The following is a 17,589-nucleotide window of genomic DNA, read 5'->3' on the forward strand; positions in this document are numbered from 1 at the left end:
CAGCGGTTGTCGACCGAATCAACGCGGTCAGCCCCGGCGCCGTGAACACGCCGATGTCGTTGCAGCCGGGCGGGACGGACGCCGACCGCTCGGCCCGCGCCCGGGACACTCTCCCGCTCGGCCGCGTGACCATGACGGAGGAGGTGGCCGCGGCGGTCCTCCACCTGGCCTCCGTCGACGCCGCCTCGACGGTGGGCACGGACCTGGTGGTGGACAGCGGCGCAACGGCCTGAGCGGCCTGGTCGTGTCCGTCCTGTACTGATCACGTCCGTTCCGGTGCCGGGGAGCGGGGGGCGTCGGCCGCGCGTTCGCAGTGGGGCCAGTCGCCGAAGTCGCGGTCCCGGCTCCACAGCTTCCGGGCCGCCTGGATGTTCCACTCCGGGTCCAGTGCCTCGCGCGGCGTGCCGCCCAGTTCGCGCAGCCGGGCGTCGGAGATCTGGAACAGGCCCCAGTTCCGGGTTCCGTTGGTGTTGGGGAGGATGTGCAGCGGGTCGAGGAAGGACTGGCAGTCGGCGATGGCCACCGCCTTGTCAGGCACTTCGGGGAACACCTCCCGGACCCGCTGCCGCACCTTCTGCGGCGACCACACGCCCATCCGGACGGGCGAGGTGTACAGCGCCTTCTTCGTCGGCTCCGCGACGACCCCGTTGGGCTGCAGTCCGGCGAGCACCTGGAAGGCGGTGACCCGGCGCAGGGTCTGCGGGCCGAAGTCCCCGTCGACGCCGATGTCCGCGCCCTTGGCGTGCAGAAGGCGCTGCACCTCCCGCACGCACTCGTCGTGCTCGCCCATCGCGATCACGGGCGGGCAGCCGGCCGAGAACAACGGCCGGACCGCCTCGCCGGTGCTCCGGCCGCCGCCGGCATCTGCGCCGTCGCCTGAGGGCGACCGGCCGCTCGACAGCACCCAGGCCGAGACCGTGACGGCGGCGAGGACCACGGCGACCACGACGGTGGTGCGCAGCCGGTGCCGGCGTGGCCGCGGCGCGGGCGGGGATGCCGCACCGGCGGACCGCTCCGGTGCGCGGTCGCCGTCCGGGGCCGGGGCCGGGGCCGGGCGCTTGGCCAGGGTCGGCTCCGGTTCCTGGGCCGGGGTAGGGGCCTTGGCGGGCGCCTCTGCTTCCGGCTCGGCCTCGGGTTCGGCTTTCGGTGCGGTCTCTTGTGTCGCGTCCCGTGCCGCTCCCGTGCCCCCCGCGGCTTCCGCCACCGCTCCCCGTTCCGCGGGATCGCCCTCCGCACCGGCCGCGGCGGCGCGCGCCGCGTCCGCCAGGGCCCACAGGCGGTGCAAGGTGCGCAGTTCGTCCGGGGTCGCGCCGCAGACCGTGCCCAGCCGGTGCACGCTCCCGTAGTCCTGAGGCACCGACGTGCCCCGGCAGTAGCGGTGCAGGGTCGAGCCGGCCAGTCCGGACTTCCTGGCGAGGGCCTCGTAACTCAGTCCGGACCGGCTCTTCAGCGAACGCAACAACGCGGCGAACCGCTCCGTTTCCGGGCATGCGGACAAGGCCGTTCCCCCCTCGGGAATCCCCACCGGACGCTGGTCGGGCGTCTCGTGCCGACACTGTGCCACCAAAGGCGTCCCATGGCCGTCCCAACGGTTCCGGAACGCGCCAGGTACGCGGCCCCCAGGCGTCCCGGCATCCCAGCGGGCCCCGCCGTCCTTGCCCGGCCCGGTCACGCCTTGCCAGCGTCGGGCCGTCCGCACCACCGTCCCCCGACCTCCGAGGAGACCAGGCTCATGCGCCTTTCCGTACGCCGGAACTCTCGTGCGAACCCGCTGCTCGCCGTGCTCGCCGTCAGCGCCGCCGCCGTCACTGCCCTGGCCGTGCCGAGCTCCGCGTCGGCGGCCCCGGCCGCGCCCGCCGCGGTGGACTGCGCGTCCGGGCACATCTGCTTCTGGACCGGAGCCAACTTCACCGGCAGCAAGTGCTCCTGGGACGTGGCCGACCCCGACTGGCAGAGCGGCGCCGTCCGGTGTTCCTGGGCCGCCACGACCAACGTGAAGTCGGTGTGGAACGCCGGCACCAGCAGCTCCACCGGTGTCGCGTACTACCGGGGAGCCAACTACTCCGACCGGGTCGGCTGCACCCGCCAGCAGCACGGCGGAAACCTCGCCGGCACGTACAAGGTCCGCTCCCACCGGTGGATCTCGGGCAGCTGCGGCTGACCGGCCCCCGGCACGAACACGGTGGCGTGCACGCCCGGCTGTCCGGGCGTGCACGCCACCGCGGCATGTCCGCAGAGGGCCGAGTCAGCCCACCAGGGGCGAACGCGCGTGCTCCTCGGGGAGCGGCCGCGTGTCGAGGTAGAACCACTCGGCGTCCGCGGTGGGCCAGGGCGACGGTTCCGCCGCCTCCTCGCCGGACACCGGGCGCCTGGGCAACGGCGTCGGAGCCGGCGCCGGGCCCGGATCGGCGGCCTGCTTCGCCTCCCCCGGCATCAGCAGCTCCACCCGCAGCCCAAGGCCCCGCTGCTGGGCGGTGAACTCCTCGACCTGGTTGCGGCAGGCATGGTCCAGGTGGGTCACGCCGGTCAGATCGAGACGGATCCTCGGCTTGCCGGACGCGGCGGCCGCCTCCAGCGCGTCGATCACCTTCGGCAGCCGCAGGAACGTGGCGTTGCCCGCCATGACGACCTTGGCCGTGTCCTGCTCGACGTGCTGGCGGATCACGGTCTGCGACATGCGCAGCGCGGCCAGCACGATCCCCGCGGCGAGACCGAACAGCACGCCCTCCAGCAGCGCGGTCGCCACGATGACCAGCATGGTCAGCGTCATCACCGCGAACTCGCCCCGGTCCTGACGCCACATCTTCGGGAACTCGGCGGGCCCGAACAGCTTCCAGCCGCTGTGCACGAGGACGCCGGCGAGCACGGAGATCGGGATCAGCGCGAGCACCTGCGGCAGCAGCAGCGCGAACAGCAGCAGCCACAGGCCGTGCAGGGTGCGGGAGAGCCGGGTCTTGGCCCCGGCCTGGACGTTGGCGGAGCTGCGGGCCACGACCGCGGTGATGGGGAGCGCGCCGAGGATGCCCGCGACGGTGTTGCCGGCGCCCTGGGCGATCAGCTCGGTGTTGTAGCGGGTGCGCGGGCCGTTGTGCATACGGTCCACGGCGGCGGCCGTGAACAGGCTCTCCGCGGACGCGATGACCGTGAAGGTGAGGATCGCGGTGATGATCGTCCCGTCGGCGAGCCCGGCGAACTGCTCGGCGCCCGGCACCTGCACGGAGTTGAGCAGGTTGCCCACCTGGAGCGTCTTCACGTCCACGCCGGGCAGCGCGGCGACGACCATGCCGATGCCCACGGCGACCAGGGCAGCGGGGATCTTCCCGGCCGGGCCGGGCACCTTCTTCCAGACGAAGCTCAGCACGATCGTGACGACGCCGAGGAGTGTGGCGATCATCGCCTGCGGGTTCGTCAGGACGCCGGCCAGCAGCCCGGGGATGCCTGCCATGTTCTCCAGCGCGGTGCCGGGGGCCTTGGCGTCGGCCATCGGGTAGGCCTGGCTGAACATCAGCGGCACGCCGATCCCGGCGAGCATGCCCTGGACGACGGCGACCGAGATGGCCTGGAACATCCGGCCGAGCCGTACCAGCCCCAGGACGATCTGCAGGAGGCCGGCGAACAGCACGATCACGCCGAGCATGGTCACGCCGACCTCGGCGACGGTCTCCGCGACCAGCGCGGCGAGCCCCGCGGCCGGGCCGCTGACCTGGAGCGTGCTGCCCCGGACGGCACCGACGACCAGACCGCCGATCACCCCGGAGATGATCCCGAGTTCGGCGGGGACGCCGGAGGCGACGGCAACGCCGATGCACAGCGGCAGGGCGACGAGGAAGACGACGAGGGAGGCGGTGATGTCGGTGACCAGGTCCCCCTTCGCGCCACCCTTGCCGCCGACGCCCTTCGCGCCACCTTTACCGCCGACACCCTTGCCACCGGCGCCCTTGGCGCCGCTCATCACACCGCGGAGCAGCCCGCCCAGCGCGCCACCGCCCGCGGCGCCGGAGCCCGGGCCGACCTGGCTGTCCGGGCCGACCCGGCCGTCCCGGGCGTGCCCGCCCCGTCCGCGGCCCGGGTGTCCCCCCGCACCGCCCCCGGGCCAATCACCGGACCGTCCTCCGAACCCCTGCGGCGGGCCTTCGGTCGCCCCACCCCTCACGTCGCCATCGACCGACCAGGCTCCCGTGTCCCCCACCGGGCCTCCGGCCGACCAGGCCTCCCCCTCCCCCGCCGGACCTCCGACCGGCCAGCCCCCCGCATCCGCCCCCGGCCGTCCGCCGGACCAGCCCCCCGTGTCCCCCGCCGGACCGACGCCCGACCAGTCCCCGTAACCCCCCGCCGGACCGACGCCCGACCAGCCCCCCGTGTCCTCCTCCGGGCCTCCCGTCGGCCAGCCCCCCGTATCCCCCGCGGCGCCGGCTCCCCACTCGGCGAAACCGTCCGCCGGAGGACCTCCGGTCCGCCAGCCCCCCTCGCCCCCCGACGAGCCATCCGGCCGCCCGCCCCCCGGGCCGCCCCGCGTCCTCCCCCGCGCATGGGCCCCGCTCACGCGGCGTGCACCCGGAAGTCGCCGTCGTCGCCCAGCTCGTAGACGAAGCCCGTGTCGACCTCGTAGTACCAGCCGTGCAGCCGCAGCCGGCCCGAGTCGAGGCGTTGCCGGACCACGGGGTAACTGCGCAGCGCGGTCAGCTGGTTGACGACGTTGCCCTGGGACACCTCCGGCAGGGACGGGTCGTCCGGCGCAGTCTCCAGTACGGAGGTCAGCTCGGGGCGGGCGATGCGGAGCCAGGCGTCCACGCCGGGCAGGGCCGAGAGGTCGTCGCCGGACTTCAGCGCGCCCATCGCACCGCAGTGTGAGTGACCGCACACCACGATGTCCTGAACCCCGAGCACCTCCAGTGCGTACTCGATGGTGGCCGCCTCACCGCAGGCCCCGGGCCGTCCGTAGGGCGGCACGATATTTCCTGCGTTCCGCAGCTCGAATATCTCTCCGGGCCGCGCTCCGGTGATCATCGCGGGTATGACCCGCGAGTCCGAGCAGGTAATGAACAACGCCTCCGGATATTGCCCTTCAGCCAGTTTCCGGTATTCGCCGCTGTTGAAATCGACGCGCGTCCTGAACGTGCGGGCACGGTCCAGCAAATCCTTCATCACACTCTCCTGAGCTGGGGTTCCTTCCTGTGTGCTCCACCGTAGACCGGCGACCTACAGAGGAAGGTTAAGTAAACTCCAGAGCCCGGACAGCAATTGAACATTCTTTGTCCGGATTCCCAGACGCAGCGTCTTCTTGTAGCGTGTGAACTCCGCGGCAGGGAATGCTATTTGACGCTGCCCGGATTCATGCCGGTTTCACGGAGAGACAGGACGTATGGGCCTACGAGTGCTGCTCATCGAAGACGACGAGACGATCGCCGAGCCGCTCGCCGAGGGGCTCGGCCACTTCGGGCTGACGGTCGACCACGTCGCCACCGGGACGGACGGCCTGAGAGGCCCGTACAACGACGTGGTGCTGCTCGACCTGGGCCTGCCGGACATGGACGGCATCGACGTCTGCCGCGGCATCCGGCAGGTCTCGGACGTGCCCATCGTCATCCTCAGCGCGCGCGGCGAGGAGGCCGACCGCGTGCTGGGCCTGGAGCTGGGCGCCGACGACTACCTGGCGAAACCTTTCAGCGTGCGGGAACTGGTCGCCCGGGTCCGTGCGGTGACCCGCCGCACACAGCGCACCCACCAGGCGTTCCCCGAGGCACCGGGCCCTCGGAGCGCCCCCGAGCCGGCACCGGCCGAACCGGCGTACGAACCCGCCCCGGCCCTCTCCTACGACCCCCCGGCGGCGGCCGCGTCCGACCCCGGCCCCGGCCCCGCGCCCGGGCACGACCCGGGCCCGCTCGTCGTGGACCGCCGCACCCGCCAGGTCTGGGTCGGCGACGCCCCCGTCCTGCTCACGCCCAAGGAGTTCGACCTGCTGGCGCTGCTCAGCGAGGACCCCGGCGCGGTCTACTCGCGGCAGCAGATCCTCGACCGCGTCTGGGACCCGCACTACGACGGCCCGACCAAGACGCTCGACGTCCATGTCGCCGCGCTGCGGAAGAAGCTGGGGCACCCGGCGTGGATCCGGACCCTGCGGGGCGTCGGTTTCCGGCTGTCCGTGCACACGGGGCCGCAGGTGGCCTCACCATGACCCGCCGGCTGCTGCTCAGCTACCTCAGCCTCGCCGCGCTGGTGCTACTCTGCCTGGAGATCCCGCTGGGCTTCGTGTACTCGCGCGGGGAGCGGGAGCGGGTGGTCAACGCGGCCAAGGACGAGGCCGAGTCGGTCTCGGCGTACGCGGCGCTGTCCCTGGCGGCGGGGCGCGGCGAGCGGGACCTTCCCGAGCGGGTGGCCCACTGCGCGCAGCGCATCGGGGGCAAGGTGGTGATCGTCGACGCGGCGGGCACACCGCTCGCCACCTCGCACCGGCTGGACGCCGGGATGTCCGGCACCCTGGCCGCCCGGCCGGGCATCGCGGCGGCGCTGCGGGGCACCTCGACCGTGGACGTCCGTACCTCCACCATCGGCGGGGTCGAGTACCTGTCGGTGGCCGCGCCGGTCGGCCAGGAGGCGCGGCCGGTGGGCGCGGTGTGGCTGACGGTGCCGACGCGGACGGTCCACGAGCGGGTGCATGACGTCTGGCTGCTGCTCGCGCTGGGCGGGTTCGCCGTGCTGACGGCGGTCGCCGTGGTCGGTTTCGCCTTCGCCCGCTGGGCGGGCCGCCCCATCCGCGAACTGGAGCAGGCCACCCACGACTTGGCCGACGGCGGCCGGTTCGAGCCGGTGACGATCACGAAGGGGCCACCCGAAGTACGCAGTCTGGCCGCGGCGTTCAACCACACCGCGGCCCGGTTCGCCCATCTGCTGGCCTCTCAGCGGGCGTTCGCGGGCGAGGCCTCGCACCAGCTGAAGACACCCCTGGCGGCGCTGCGGCTGCGCCTGGAGAACCTGGAGCCGGACGTCGCCGCCCGGGCCCGGGGCAGTCTCACCGCGGCCGTCACGGAGACGGACCGGCTCGCCCGGATGGTCGGGCACCTGCTGGCCATGGCGCGGCTGGAGGAGCACGCGGCCATTCCCGCCACGGTCGATCTCGGTGCGGTCTGCGCGGAGCGGCACCGCACCTGGCAGCCGCTGTTCGCGCGGGAGGGCGTCTCGCTGGTGCTCTTCGCGGGGAGCGTGGGCCCGGTGCTCGCGGTGCCGGGGGCCGTGGAGCAGATCATGGACAACCTGCTGTCCAACGCCCTGCGGGCGTCCCCGGCGGGCAGCAGCGTCACGGTCGAACTGCGGCTGCACGCCCCGTCCCGGCGGGCGTTGCGCGACAGCCGCCCCCGCTGGGTCGACCTGCACGTCACCGACGAGGGCCCGGGCATGACGGAGGAGCAGCGGGCCCGCGCCTTCGACCGCTTCTGGCGCGCCCCGGGCGCCCCCAAGGGCGGTACGGGACTCGGCCTCGCCCTGGTGCAGCGCCTCGCCCATGCCAGCGGCGGGGAGGCGACCCTGCGCGCGGCGGCGACCGGCGGCCTGGACGTGGTGATCCGGCTGCCGTCCGCGCGGCCGCCGGGCGAGAGTGACCACGGGCCGGGCGGCGACCGCCCGAGGAGGCCGAGACGGGAGGCACCGGCGTTGCCGGCGTGAGGCCCGTTGCGCGCAGGACGAAGACGGCACACAGCATGCCGCCCCGCGGCCACGAGTTGGCCACGCCTCGTCAACCCTGTTCCCTTAGCGTCCCTTTCGCCTCCCCCCACGCACAACCCTGCCGTCGACCGGCGGCGGGGCGGTACGGCACCTCTTGGAGTGAGAGTGGAACGTCGTAGCCTCCTGCGTGCGGCCGTCCTCGGCGGTACGTCCGCCGCGCTGGGCGGAACCCTGTGGCGCGGTGCCGCGTACGCGGCACCGGCCCAGCCCGGCGCCGGCCCCTACGGGCCGCTGGGCTCCCCGGACGCCAACGGCATCCGACTCCCCAGCGGCTTCACCAGCCGGGTGATCGCCCGGTCCGGCCAGCGGGTCGGCAGCACGTCGTACACCTGGCACAACGCCCCGGACGGCGGCGCCTGTTACGCCGACGGCACGGGCTGGATCTATGTCTCCAACTCCGAGATCAACCCCTCGGGCGGCGCGAGCGCGGTGAAGTTCTCCTCGACGGGCGCGATCACCGGCGCGTACCGGATCCTCTCCAACACCCGCCAGAACTGCGCGGGCGGCAAGACGCCGTGGAACACCTGGCTGTCCTGCGAGGAGGTGTCCCTCGGCTACGTCTACGAGACCGACCCGTGGGGCACCAACGCGGCCGCGCAGCGTGCGGCGATGGGCCGCTTCAAGCACGAGGCGGCGGCCGCCGACCCGGTGCGCAAGGTGATCTACCTGACCGAGGACGAGACCAACGGCCGCTTCTACCGCTTCGTTCCGACCACGTGGGGCAACCTGTCGTCCGGCAAACTCCAGGTGATGGTCGCGGGCAGCGCCACGAGCGGCTCCTTCACCTGGGCCGACATCCCCGACCCGGACGGCTCCCCCACCGCCACCCGCTCCCAGGTCTCCGGCTCCAAGTCCTTCAACGGCGGCGAGGGCTGCCACTACGCGAACGACACGGTCTGGTTCACCACCAAGGGCGACAACCGCGTGTGGCAGCTCAACCTCCTGAACAACACCTACGAACTCGCCTACGACGACTCCCTCGTCAACGGCACGGCCCCCCTCACCGGCGTCGACAACATCACCGGCGCCTCCTCCGGCGACCTCTTCGTCGCCGAGGACGGCGGCAACATGGAGATCTGCGTGATCACCCCGGACGACATCGTCGCCTCGTTCCTGCGCGTCGACGGCCAGTCGAGCTCGGAGATCACGGGCCCGGCCTTCTCCCCCGACGGCACCCGCCTCTACTTCTCCAGCCAGCGCGGCACCAGCGGCAGTTCCTCGGGCGGCATCACGTACGAGGTGACGGGCCCGTTCCGCTCGTAACACGGGGCGCATGCGGCACCTGAGCCGGGCCCGCCGGTGACCATCGGCGGGCCCGGCCGTTCCACCGGTTGGGCAGTTCGCAGCGGGCTGCCCGGCCGACGGAAGGAACACCACCGTGGACACGACCGCGCCCGTCCCGAACGCGCCGGGTGTGCTGCCCCGCGCCGAATGGGTCAAGACCCTGCCGCAGACCGTCGTCGCGTCCTGCGTGCTGCTGCTCGACGCCGAGGACCGGATCCTGCTGCTGCGCTACGCCGGGGGCCTGCCCGCGGCGGGCCTCTGGGGGCTGCCGGGCGGCATGCTCGACCACGGCGAGGACCCCGCCGGTGCCGCGCGCCGGGAGCTGCACGAGGAGACCGGCATCGTCCCGGAAGAGGACCTGCGGTTCGTCGGGTACGACCACCGGGCCGATGTGCTCGGCACCGGGCCGGTGATCGACTTCTACTTCCACGGCGGCCGGATCCCGGCCGGGCAGCCCGTCCGGCGCAGCTCGGAGCACGACGACCACGGCCTCTTCACCCTCGCCGAACTGGAGTCGGTCCCGCTGGCGACCGGGTTGCCCACCCTCACCGCCCTGCTGACGGCGGCCAGGACCGGCACCGTCGTGTGCCTGCGGGAAGGGCTCCCCGGGTAAGCGGGGACGTCGAAGGGGCGGCACCTCCGCACAAGGTGCCGCCCCGCTCCTTCTCCGTGCTCCGGAGCCGCCGCGATCGGTGAGGGTCGGGGACCGCCGACGGCTCCGGGTTCTGTGGGCCCCGGCTAGCGGTGGTCGCTGCCCTGGGACTGGACCGCCGCCCGGCCCGCTTCCAGGCGGGCCACCGGGATGCGGAACGGGGAGCAGGAGACGTAGTCGAGTCCGACCTCGTGGAAGAAGTGGACCGACTCCGGGTCACCGCCGTGCTCGCCGCAGACGCCGAGCTTGAGGTCCGGGCGGGTCTCGCGGCCGGCCTTGGCGGCGAGCTTCACCAGGGAGCCGACGCCGTCCTTGTCGATCGTCTCGAACGGGGAGACACCGAAGATGCCCTTCTCCAGGTACGCCGTGAAGAACGAGGCCTCCACGTCGTCCCGGCTGAAGCCCCACACCGTCTGGGTGAGGTCGTTCGTGCCGAAGGAGAAGAACTGGGCCGCCTCGGCGATCTGACCGGCGGTCAGGGCGGCGCGCGGCAGCTCGATCATCGTGCCGATGGACAGCTTCAGCTGCGCGCCGGAGGCCGCCTCGACCTCGGCGATGACCGTGTCGGCCTCCTCGCGCACGATCTCCAGCTCCTGGACCGTGCCGACGAGCGGGATCATGATCTCGGCGCGCGGGTCGCCCTTGGCGGCCTTGCGCTCGGCCGCGGCCTCGGCGATGGCCCGGACCTGCATGGTGAACAGGCCGGGGATGACCAGTCCGAGACGCACACCGCGCAGACCCAGCATCGGGTTCTGCTCGTGCAGCCGGTGCACGGCCTGGAGCAGGCGCAGCTCGTTCTCGTGCGGCTCCTGACGGGACTCGGCGAGGGCCACGCGGACGGACAGCTCGGTGATGTCCGGGAGGAACTCGTGCAGCGGCGGGTCCAGGAGGCGGATGGTGACGGGCAGGCCGTCCATCGACTCGAAGAGCTGGACGAAGTCCTGCTTCTGGAGCGGCAGCAGCTGCTTGAGTGACTCCTCGCGCTCGGCGTCCGTGTCGGCCAGGATCAGCCGCTCCACCAGCTCGCGCCGGTCGCCGAGGAACATGTGCTCGGTCCGGCACAGGCCGATGCCCTGGGCGCCGAAGCGGCGGGCGCGCAGCGCGTCCTCGGCGTTGTCGGCGTTGGCGCGCACCCGCAGGCGCCGCTTGCGGTCGGCGAAGGCCATCATGCGGTGGACGGCCTCGACCAGCTCGTCGGCGTCGTCCGCGCCCGGGTGCATCCGGCCCTCGAAGTACTCCACGACCGGGGACGGGACGACCGGCACCTCACCGAGGTAGACCTTGCCGGAGGAGCCGTCGATGGAGACGACGTCGCCCTCCTCGACGACGTGCCCGCCCGGCACGGTCATCCGGCGGCGCTTGGTGTCGACCTCCAGCTCCTCGGCGCCGCAGACACAGGTCTTGCCCATGCCGCGCGCGACCACGGCCGCGTGGGAGGTCTTGCCGCCGCGGGAGGTGAGGATGCCCTCGGCGGCGATCATGCCGTCCAGGTCGTCGGGGTTGGTCTCACGGCGGATCAGGATGACCTTCTCGCCGGAACGGGACCACTTGACGGCCGTGTAGGAGTCGAAGACGGCCTTGCCGACGGCCGCGCCGGGGGAGGCGGCGATGCCCCGGCCGACCTGCGAGACCTTCGCGTCCTCGTCGAAGCGCGGGAACATCAGCTGCGCGAGCTGGGCGCCGTTGACGCGGGTGAGCGCCTCGGCCTCGTCGATCAGGCCCTGGTCCACCAGCTGGGTCGCGATCCGGAAGGCCGCGCCCGCGGTGCGCTTGCCGACGCGGGTCTGGAGCATCCACAGCACACCGCGCTCGATGGTGAACTCGATGTCGCAGAGGTCCCTGTAGTGGTTCTCCAGCGTCTCCATGATCTGCATCAGCTGGTCGTACGACTTCTTGTCGATCTGCTCCAGATCGGCGAGCGGCACGGTGTTGCGGATGCCCGCGACGACGTCCTCGCCCTGTGCGTTCTGGAGGTAGTCGCCGTAGACGCCCTGGTGGCCGGAGGCGGGGTCGCGGGTGAAGGCGACGCCGGTGCCGGAGTCCGGGCCGAGGTTGCCGAAGACCATGGAGCAGACGTTGACGGCCGTGCCCAGGTCGTGCGGGATGCGCTCCTGGCGGCGGTAGAGCTTGGCCCGGTCGCCGTTCCAGGAGTCGAAGACGGCCTTGATGGCGAGGTCCATCTGCTCGCGCGGGTCCTGCGGGAAGTCCCGGCCGGCCTCGGTCTTGACGATCTTCTTGAACTTGGTGACGAGCTTCTTGAGGTCGGCGGCCTCCAGCTCGGTGTCGACCGTGACCTTCTTGGCCGCCTTCGCCGCCTCCAGCGCGTCCTCGAAGAGCTCGCCGTCGACGCCGAGGACGGTCTTGCCGAACATCTGGATGAGGCGGCGGTAGGAGTCCCAGGCGAACCGGTCGTCGCCGGCCTGCTTGGCCAGGCCCTGCACGGACTTGTCGGAGAGCCCGATGTTGAGGACGGTGTCCATCATGCCGGGCATGGAGAACTTGGCGCCCGAGCGCACCGACACCAGCAGCGGGTCGTCGGCCTGCCCGAGCTTCTTGCCCATGCGGGCCTCCAGCGCGTCGAGGTGCGCACTCACCTCGTCACGCAGTGCCGCCGGCTCCTCGCCGCTGTCGAGGTAGGTCTTGCAGGCCTCGGTGGTGATCGTGAAGCCGGGCGGGACCGGAAGACCGAGATTCGTCATCTCGGCGAGGTTGGCGCCCTTGCCACCGAGGAGGTCCTTGAGGTCCTTGTTGCCCTCGGTGAAGTCGTAGACGAACTTCACGCCCTCAACGCTCGCGGCCTGCTCGGCTACCGGGAGATCTTTGTTTTCCGACACGGGTCTCGACTCCTCGAGGACGCGGTGGCTGCCCTGACGGGCAGGAACATACCCAGATCAAAGGCGTCTGGGTACGTCCACTTGTGCGTCATGCGCCTGTAACCACTCGTCCGCCAGCGGATCGAAAGTCAAGGCTGGGCAAGCGATCGCAGCCGCATGTTTTCACTTCTTGAACGCAAGAGCCTTCCTGACCCCCTCTAAGCGCTCATGTGAGCGGAGTTTCCGCACACTTGATTTCGCCCGATGAACGATCAAAGGGTGGCACTCAGTGCCACCCTTTGGAGAAGTGCAGTCGCTCAAGATCCGCTCATCTGAGCGCAACCCTTATCAGGGGTGGCGAGAATCACGCTGCCACAGCCGCCGGGATTTCACCATGCGGACGCGTCACGGGACCGGAACGCGGTCGTCACACCCCGAGTGCGCGCAGCCGCTCCTCGACCCGCTCGGGCGCGTAGAGATGCTCCACGACCATCGCACCGGCTCCGACCAGCGCCGCCCGCTCACCCAGCCGTGCGGTCACCACGTCCAGGCGGGCGGTGGAGCGGGGCAGGGCCCGCTGGTACAGCAGTTCGCGCACGCCCGTCAGGAAGGGAGTTCCGGCCAGATCCCCGGCGATCATCAGGACGCCCGGGTTGAGCAGGGTCACGACGGTCGCGAGGACCTCCCCGACCCGGCGCCCGGCCTCGCGGGCGAGTCCGACCGCCTCGGGGTGCCCGGACGCCAGCAGGTCCCGCACGTCCGAGCCGGACGCCGCGGGCACCCCCGTCTCCGCCAGCCGCCGCGCCACCGCGCCGCCGCTCGCGACGGCGGCCAGACAGCCGTACGAACCGCACCGGCACAGCGTCTCGGCTCCCTCCGGCACCCGGATGTGCCCGATGTCGCCCGCGCCGCCGTCCACGCCCCGGAACACCGAGCCGTCCACCACGACCCCGGCGCCGATGCCGGTGGAGACCTTGACCAGCACGAAGGCGGAGCAGTCGGGGTACCCGGCGCGCTGTTCGCCGTACGCCATGAGGTTGGCGTCGTTGTCCACCAGTACGGGCACCCCGGTGGCGCCCGTGTGCTCGGTGAGCGCCCGGGCCAGCCGGCCCCTTATGTCGTAGCCGTCCCAGCCGGGCATGATCGGCGGCTGGACGACCCGGCCGGTCTCGGAGTCGACCGGGCCGGGCACCGCGAGTCCGGCTCCGCAGACCGCATCGGCCCCGCGTCCGGTCTTGACCAGCAACTCGGCGAACCAGCGGCCGAGTTCACCGAGTACGGCGTCCGGCCCGTCCTCGACGACCAGGGTGCCGGAGTGCTCGGTGAGGATCTCGCCGCTCAGCGACAGCACGGCCGCCCGGGCGTGCCGGGTGTCGAGGTCGGCGGCCAGGACCACCGCGTGCTCGTCGTCGAACTCCAGGGTGATGGAGGGCCGCCCGCCGAGCGGGGAGTCCACCGGCCCCCCGGCGCCCTCGCGCAGCCAGCCCGCGCGAAAGAGCCGGTCCAGGCGCTGCCCGACGGTCGCCCGGGACAGTCCGGTCGCCTGCTGCAGCGCACCCCGTGTCACGGCGCGGCGACTGCGCACCAGTTCGAGCAGATCGCCGGCGCTCGCCTGAACGCGTCCCGTCATGCGCACCCCCTTGTGTTTCCCAACCTTGCATTACATATTGGGTTTTGCGTGTTAAATAGACGTAACCCTACGGTAGCCCCTGCCGATCCCGGTCAGGAGTACGTCTTTGGGAGAGCCCCGAGTGGATCGCATCGCCCAGCTCACCACGCGCCCCGCGGGGCGCGAGATCGCATACGATCCGGCCGCCGAGCCACCTTCCCTGCAGGTCAGGGCCGCCCAAGTGCTGGAGGGCAACTGGACGGGCACGTCCACCGTGCCCTCGCGCGGCCTGTATCCGCACCAGTGGTCGTGGGACTCGGCGTTCATCGCGATCGGCCTGCGGCACCTCTCGCCGTTACGGGCCCAGACGGAACTGGAGACGCTGCTGGCGGCCCAGTGGGCGGACGGGCGGATCCCGCACATCGTCTTCAACCCCTCCGTCCCCCTCGACGCCTACTTCCCGAGCCCCGACTTCTGGCGCTCGTCGACCGCCGGGCGCGCGGCGGGCGCCCCGCGCACCGTACAGACCTCCGGGATCGTGCAGCCACCGGTCCACGCGCTGGCCGCGTGGCTGGTGCACCTCGCCGACCCGGGCCTGTCCAGGGCGCGCGGCTTCCTGGCCCGGTCCTACCCCCGGCTGGCCGCCTGGCACGACTACCTCCTGCACCGGCGCGACCTCGGCGGGGGCGGGCTGGTGTCCGTCGTGCACCCCTGGGAACAGGGTATGGACAACAGCCCCTGCTGGGACCGCCCGTTGTCCCGGGTCGCTCCGGCCCCGGCCCGCTCCTTCCGCCGCGCCGACCTCGACCACGGCGCCCCCGAGGACCGGCCGACCGATCTGGACTACGGGCGGTACGTGCGGCTGGCCGCCGACTACCGGGACCGCGGATACGCCGACGGCCCGGGCGACTTCGCCGTGGAGGACCCGGCGTTCAACGCCCTGCTCGTCTCCTCCGAGTACGCCCTGGCGCGGATCGCCCACGAACTGGGCGCGCGGAACCCGGCGCGGGAGACCCGTGCGGAGCGGCTGACGGCGGCCCTGGTGGAGCGGCTGTGGGACCCGGCGGCGGGGATGTTCCTGTGCCGTGACGTGCGCGCCGGGGAGCTGATCCCCGAGCGTGGTGTCTCCGGGCTCGTCCCCCTGCTGCTGCCGGGCCTGCCGGGCGACCTTGCGGCCGTGCTGGTCCGCACGCTCTGCGGCCCGCACTTCGGCCTCGGCGGCACGACCCGCCTGGTCCCGAGCTATGACCTGCTCGGTGACGCCTTCGACCCGCACCGCTACTGGCGCGGCCCGGCCTGGTTCAACACCAGCTGGCTGCTGGAGCGCGGGCTGCGGCTGCACGGCGAGCGCGGCCGGGCCGACGCCCTGCGCAAGGGCATGCTGCACACCGCCGGCGCCTCCGGCTTCGCGGAGTACGTGGACCCGTACACGGCACAGGCCTGCGGTGTCACCGGCTTCGGCTGGAGTGCCGCGCTCACGCTCGACCTGCTGCACGACCGGCCCGCTCGGGGCGGGAACGGCCTCACGGCGATCATGGAAGGGGACCGGTGATGACGGACCGGCATCATCTGCTCGTGCACGGCCGGACGTTCGCCGCCGTCGGCGACCGCGGCGACATCAGCGGCTACCGGGGCGGCAGCGCCCCGGACGGCATGTTCGTACGGGACGCCCGGCATCTGAGCCGGTGGCAGCTCACCGTCGACGGGGCGGTGCCCGACACGCTGACGCCGGTGGCCGACGGGGACACCGCGCGCTGTGTGCTCGTCCCGCGCGGCGGCCGCAACGAGCCGCCCGCGTACACGCTCTTCCGCGAACAGGCCGTCGGGGACTCCTCGTTCGTGGAGTCGCTGCGCGTCACCAGCAACCGCCCGGTGCCCACGACGGTCCACCTCGCGGTCACCGCGGACGCCGACTTCACCGATCAGTTCGAGCTGCGCTCCGACCACCGCACCTACACCAAGGCCGGCGCCGTTCGCTCCCGCCACGCGCTCGAGCACGGCGTGGAGTTCGCCTACCGGCGCGGCGAATGGTGTTCCGTCACGACCGTGACGGCCGACCTCAAGCCCGACGCCGTGGAGGAGACCGGCACCGGCGCCCGGCGCCTCACATGGGCCCTGGACCTCGAACCGCACGGCACCGCCGAGCTGACCCTGCGGGTCATGGCCCGCCCGCACGGCGACCGGCGCGCCCTGCGCGTGCCCCGCTCCCCCGCCGCCGTCCGGCAGCGACTGCGCGCCCGCGAGGGCGAGTTCGTCCGGGGCGTCGACTTCCCCGCCGGCTGGCCCGAGCTGGCCGCGGCCTGCACCCGGGGCCTGGCCGACCTGGCCGCCCTGCAGGTCCCGGCGACCGGCCCGGACGGCGAGGAACTGCGCGTCCCGGCCGCCGGCGCCCCCTGGTTCCTGACGCTGCTGGGCCGGGACGCCCTGCTGACCTCGCTGTTCACCCTGCCCTACCGGCCGGCGCTGGCCGCCGCCACCCTGCCCGCGCTCGCCGCCACCCAGGCCACCGGGACCAGCACCGACGGGATCGCCCAGCCCGGCAAGATCGTGCACGAGGTGCGGCACGGCGAACTGGCCCACTTCGGCCAGGTCCCCTACGGCCGCTACTACGGCTCGGTCGACGCCACCCCGCTGTTCCTCGTGCTGCTCGGCGCGTACACCGAGCACACCGGCGACACCGGCCCGGCCCGCCGCCTCGAACCCCACGCCCGCGCCGCCGTCGGCTGGATGCTCGACCACGGCGGCCTGACCTCCCGCGGCTACCTCGTCTACCGCGCCGACCAGGGCGGCCTCGCCAACCAGAACTGGAAGGACTCCCCCGGCGCCATCTGCTCCGCCGAGGGCACCCGCCCGCACGGGCCGGTGACGGCGGCGGGCGCCCAGGGCTACGCCTACGACGCCCTGCGCCGCACGGCGGGCCTGGCCCGCACGGTGTGGCAGGACACGACCTACGCGCACCTGCTGGAACAGGCGGCCGGCGACCTGCGCGACCGTTTCCAGCAGGACTTCTGGATGCCGGAGCACTCCTTCCCGGCGCTCGCGCTCGACGGCCGCGGCAACCAAGTCGACGCGCTGGCCTCCGACGCCGGGCACCTGTTGTGGTCGGGGCTGCTGGACAAGGAGTACGGCGAACAGGTCGGCCGGCGGCTCCTCGAACCGGACTTCTTCTCCGGCTGGGGCGTGCGCACCCTCGCGGCCGGGCAGCCGGCGTACCACCCGCTCTCCTACCACCGCGGCTCGGTCTGGCCGCACGACAACGCGCTGATCGCACTGGGCCTGGCCCGCTACGGGCTGCACGACGAGGCCCGCGCGATCGCCCGCGGTCTGGTCGACGCGGCGAGCGCGACCGGCCACCGGCTCCCCGAGGTCCTCGCGGGCTACGGCCGTGACACCCACCCGGAGCCGGTGCCGTACCCGCACGCCTGCGTGCGTGAATCCCGTTCGGCGTCGGCCCCGTTGGCGCTGCTCACGGCGGTCGGCGTGGTCTGAGGGCCCTGTTGGGCCGCCGTTTG

At 72.8% G+C, this 17,589-nt stretch carries 13 protein-coding genes and 1 pseudogene; 9 read left to right on the plus strand and 5 right to left on the minus strand.

Translation table 11 applies throughout. The annotated features are described in order from the left end of the window. Positions 1–14: 14 nt before the first annotated feature. Positions 15–233, plus strand: a pseudogene (locus tag HNR57_RS06810) (SDR family oxidoreductase); the annotation flags it as partial. A 29-nt stretch (positions 234–262) separates the two neighbouring features. Here the strand turns inward: HNR57_RS06810 and HNR57_RS06815 are convergent. Continuing rightward, positions 263–1,498 carry a helix-turn-helix domain-containing protein gene (locus HNR57_RS06815; RefSeq protein ID WP_184557666.1) on the minus strand — a complete coding sequence of 412 codons (1,236 nt, stop codon included), beginning with the start codon at positions 1,496–1,498 and terminating at the stop codon, positions 263–265. A gap of 234 nt (positions 1,499–1,732) precedes the next feature. On the opposite strand from HNR57_RS06815, the gene HNR57_RS06820 reads away from it, so the two are divergent. Then, positions 1,733–2,161: a peptidase inhibitor family I36 protein gene (locus HNR57_RS06820; RefSeq protein WP_184557669.1), complete on the plus strand. Its 429-nt coding sequence runs from the start codon at positions 1,733–1,735 to the stop codon at positions 2,159–2,161. An 84-nt stretch (positions 2,162–2,245) separates the two neighbouring features. Here HNR57_RS06820 and HNR57_RS06825 read toward each other — a convergent pair whose 3' ends face one another. Further along, positions 2,246–3,952 (minus strand): SulP family inorganic anion transporter, encoded by a 1,707-nt coding sequence (locus HNR57_RS06825; protein ID WP_184557671.1) that lies wholly within the window; start codon positions 3,950–3,952, stop codon positions 2,246–2,248. 587 nt (positions 3,953–4,539) lie between these two features. Continuing rightward, positions 4,540–5,073, minus strand: a complete 534-nt coding sequence (locus HNR57_RS06830) for a carbonic anhydrase (protein ID WP_376772208.1) — start codon at positions 5,071–5,073, stop codon at positions 4,540–4,542. On the opposite strand from HNR57_RS06830, the gene HNR57_RS39425 reads away from it, so the two are divergent. The 5 genes from HNR57_RS39425 (at position 5,015) to HNR57_RS06850 (ending at position 9,616) form a co-directional block, all read left to right on the plus strand. Then, positions 5,015–5,158, plus strand: coding sequence for a hypothetical protein (locus tag HNR57_RS39425; RefSeq protein WP_246554424.1), 144 nt, complete (start codon positions 5,015–5,017; stop codon positions 5,156–5,158). The genes HNR57_RS06830 and HNR57_RS39425 overlap by 59 nt on opposite strands. A 204-nt stretch (positions 5,159–5,362) precedes the next feature. Further along, a complete protein-coding gene (locus HNR57_RS06835; protein ID WP_184557677.1) occupies positions 5,363–6,175 on the plus strand; it encodes a response regulator transcription factor in 813 nt (270 codons plus the stop codon). Then, positions 6,172–7,659, plus strand: coding sequence for a sensor histidine kinase (locus HNR57_RS06840; RefSeq protein WP_184557680.1), 1,488 nt, complete (start codon positions 6,172–6,174; stop codon positions 7,657–7,659). The genes HNR57_RS06835 and HNR57_RS06840 overlap by 4 nt, the downstream gene beginning before the upstream one ends. Before the next feature lie 165 nt (positions 7,660–7,824). Beyond that, on the plus strand, positions 7,825–8,982 hold the full coding sequence (locus HNR57_RS06845) for an alkaline phosphatase PhoX (RefSeq protein ID WP_184557683.1): 1,158 nt from the start codon (positions 7,825–7,827) through the stop codon (positions 8,980–8,982). Positions 8,983–9,097: 115 nt separating this feature from the next. Beyond that, positions 9,098–9,616 (plus strand): NUDIX hydrolase, encoded by a 519-nt coding sequence (locus HNR57_RS06850; protein ID WP_184557686.1) that lies wholly within the window; start codon positions 9,098–9,100, stop codon positions 9,614–9,616. A gap of 125 nt (positions 9,617–9,741) precedes the next feature. On the opposite strand, the gene ppdK is transcribed toward HNR57_RS06850, so the two are convergent. Both ppdK and HNR57_RS06860 read right to left on the minus strand, forming a co-directional pair. After that, entirely contained in the window at positions 9,742–12,489 is a 2,748-nt protein-coding gene (gene ppdK, locus HNR57_RS06855; protein ID WP_376772189.1) for a pyruvate, phosphate dikinase, read from the minus strand. A 406-nt stretch (positions 12,490–12,895) separates the two neighbouring features. Further along, positions 12,896–14,098, minus strand: coding sequence for an ROK family transcriptional regulator (locus HNR57_RS06860; protein WP_184557689.1), 1,203 nt, complete (start codon positions 14,096–14,098; stop codon positions 12,896–12,898). A gap of 121 nt (positions 14,099–14,219) precedes the next feature. Between HNR57_RS06860 and HNR57_RS06865 the strand changes: the two genes are divergently transcribed. Both HNR57_RS06865 and HNR57_RS06870 read left to right on the plus strand, forming a co-directional pair. Then, positions 14,220–15,629, plus strand: coding sequence for an MGH1-like glycoside hydrolase domain-containing protein (locus HNR57_RS06865; RefSeq protein ID WP_184557692.1), 1,410 nt, complete (start codon positions 14,220–14,222; stop codon positions 15,627–15,629). Next, entirely contained in the window at positions 15,629–17,566 is a 1,938-nt protein-coding gene (locus HNR57_RS06870) for an amylo-alpha-1,6-glucosidase (protein ID WP_184557695.1), read from the plus strand. Before HNR57_RS06865 ends, HNR57_RS06870 begins: the two co-directional genes overlap by 1 nt. Positions 17,567–17,589: the final 23 nt, after the last annotated feature.

The sequence above is a fragment of the Streptomyces paradoxus genome (genome assembly GCF_014202475.1).
GTDB lineage: Bacteria > Actinomycetota > Actinomycetes > Streptomycetales > Streptomycetaceae > Streptomyces > Streptomyces paradoxus.

Coding starts and splice junctions, on each gene's coding strand:
- HNR57_RS06835 (WP_184557677.1), top strand. CDS start 5,363: ATGGGCCTACGAGTGCTGCTCATCGAAGACGACGAGACGATCGCCGAG.
- HNR57_RS06870 (WP_184557695.1), top strand. CDS start 15,629: ATGACGGACCGGCATCATCTGCTCGTGCACGGCCGGACGTTCGCCGCC.
- HNR57_RS06825 (WP_184557671.1), bottom strand. CDS start 3,952: ATGAGCGGCGCCAAGGGCGCCGGTGGCAAGGGTGTCGGCGGTAAAGGT.
- HNR57_RS06860 (WP_184557689.1), bottom strand. CDS start 14,098: ATGACGGGACGCGTTCAGGCGAGCGCCGGCGATCTGCTCGAACTGGTG.
- HNR57_RS39425 (WP_246554424.1), top strand. CDS start 5,015: ATGACCCGCGAGTCCGAGCAGGTAATGAACAACGCCTCCGGATATTGC.
- HNR57_RS06840 (WP_184557680.1), top strand. CDS start 6,172: ATGACCCGCCGGCTGCTGCTCAGCTACCTCAGCCTCGCCGCGCTGGTG.
- HNR57_RS06820 (WP_184557669.1), top strand. CDS start 1,733: ATGCGCCTTTCCGTACGCCGGAACTCTCGTGCGAACCCGCTGCTCGCC.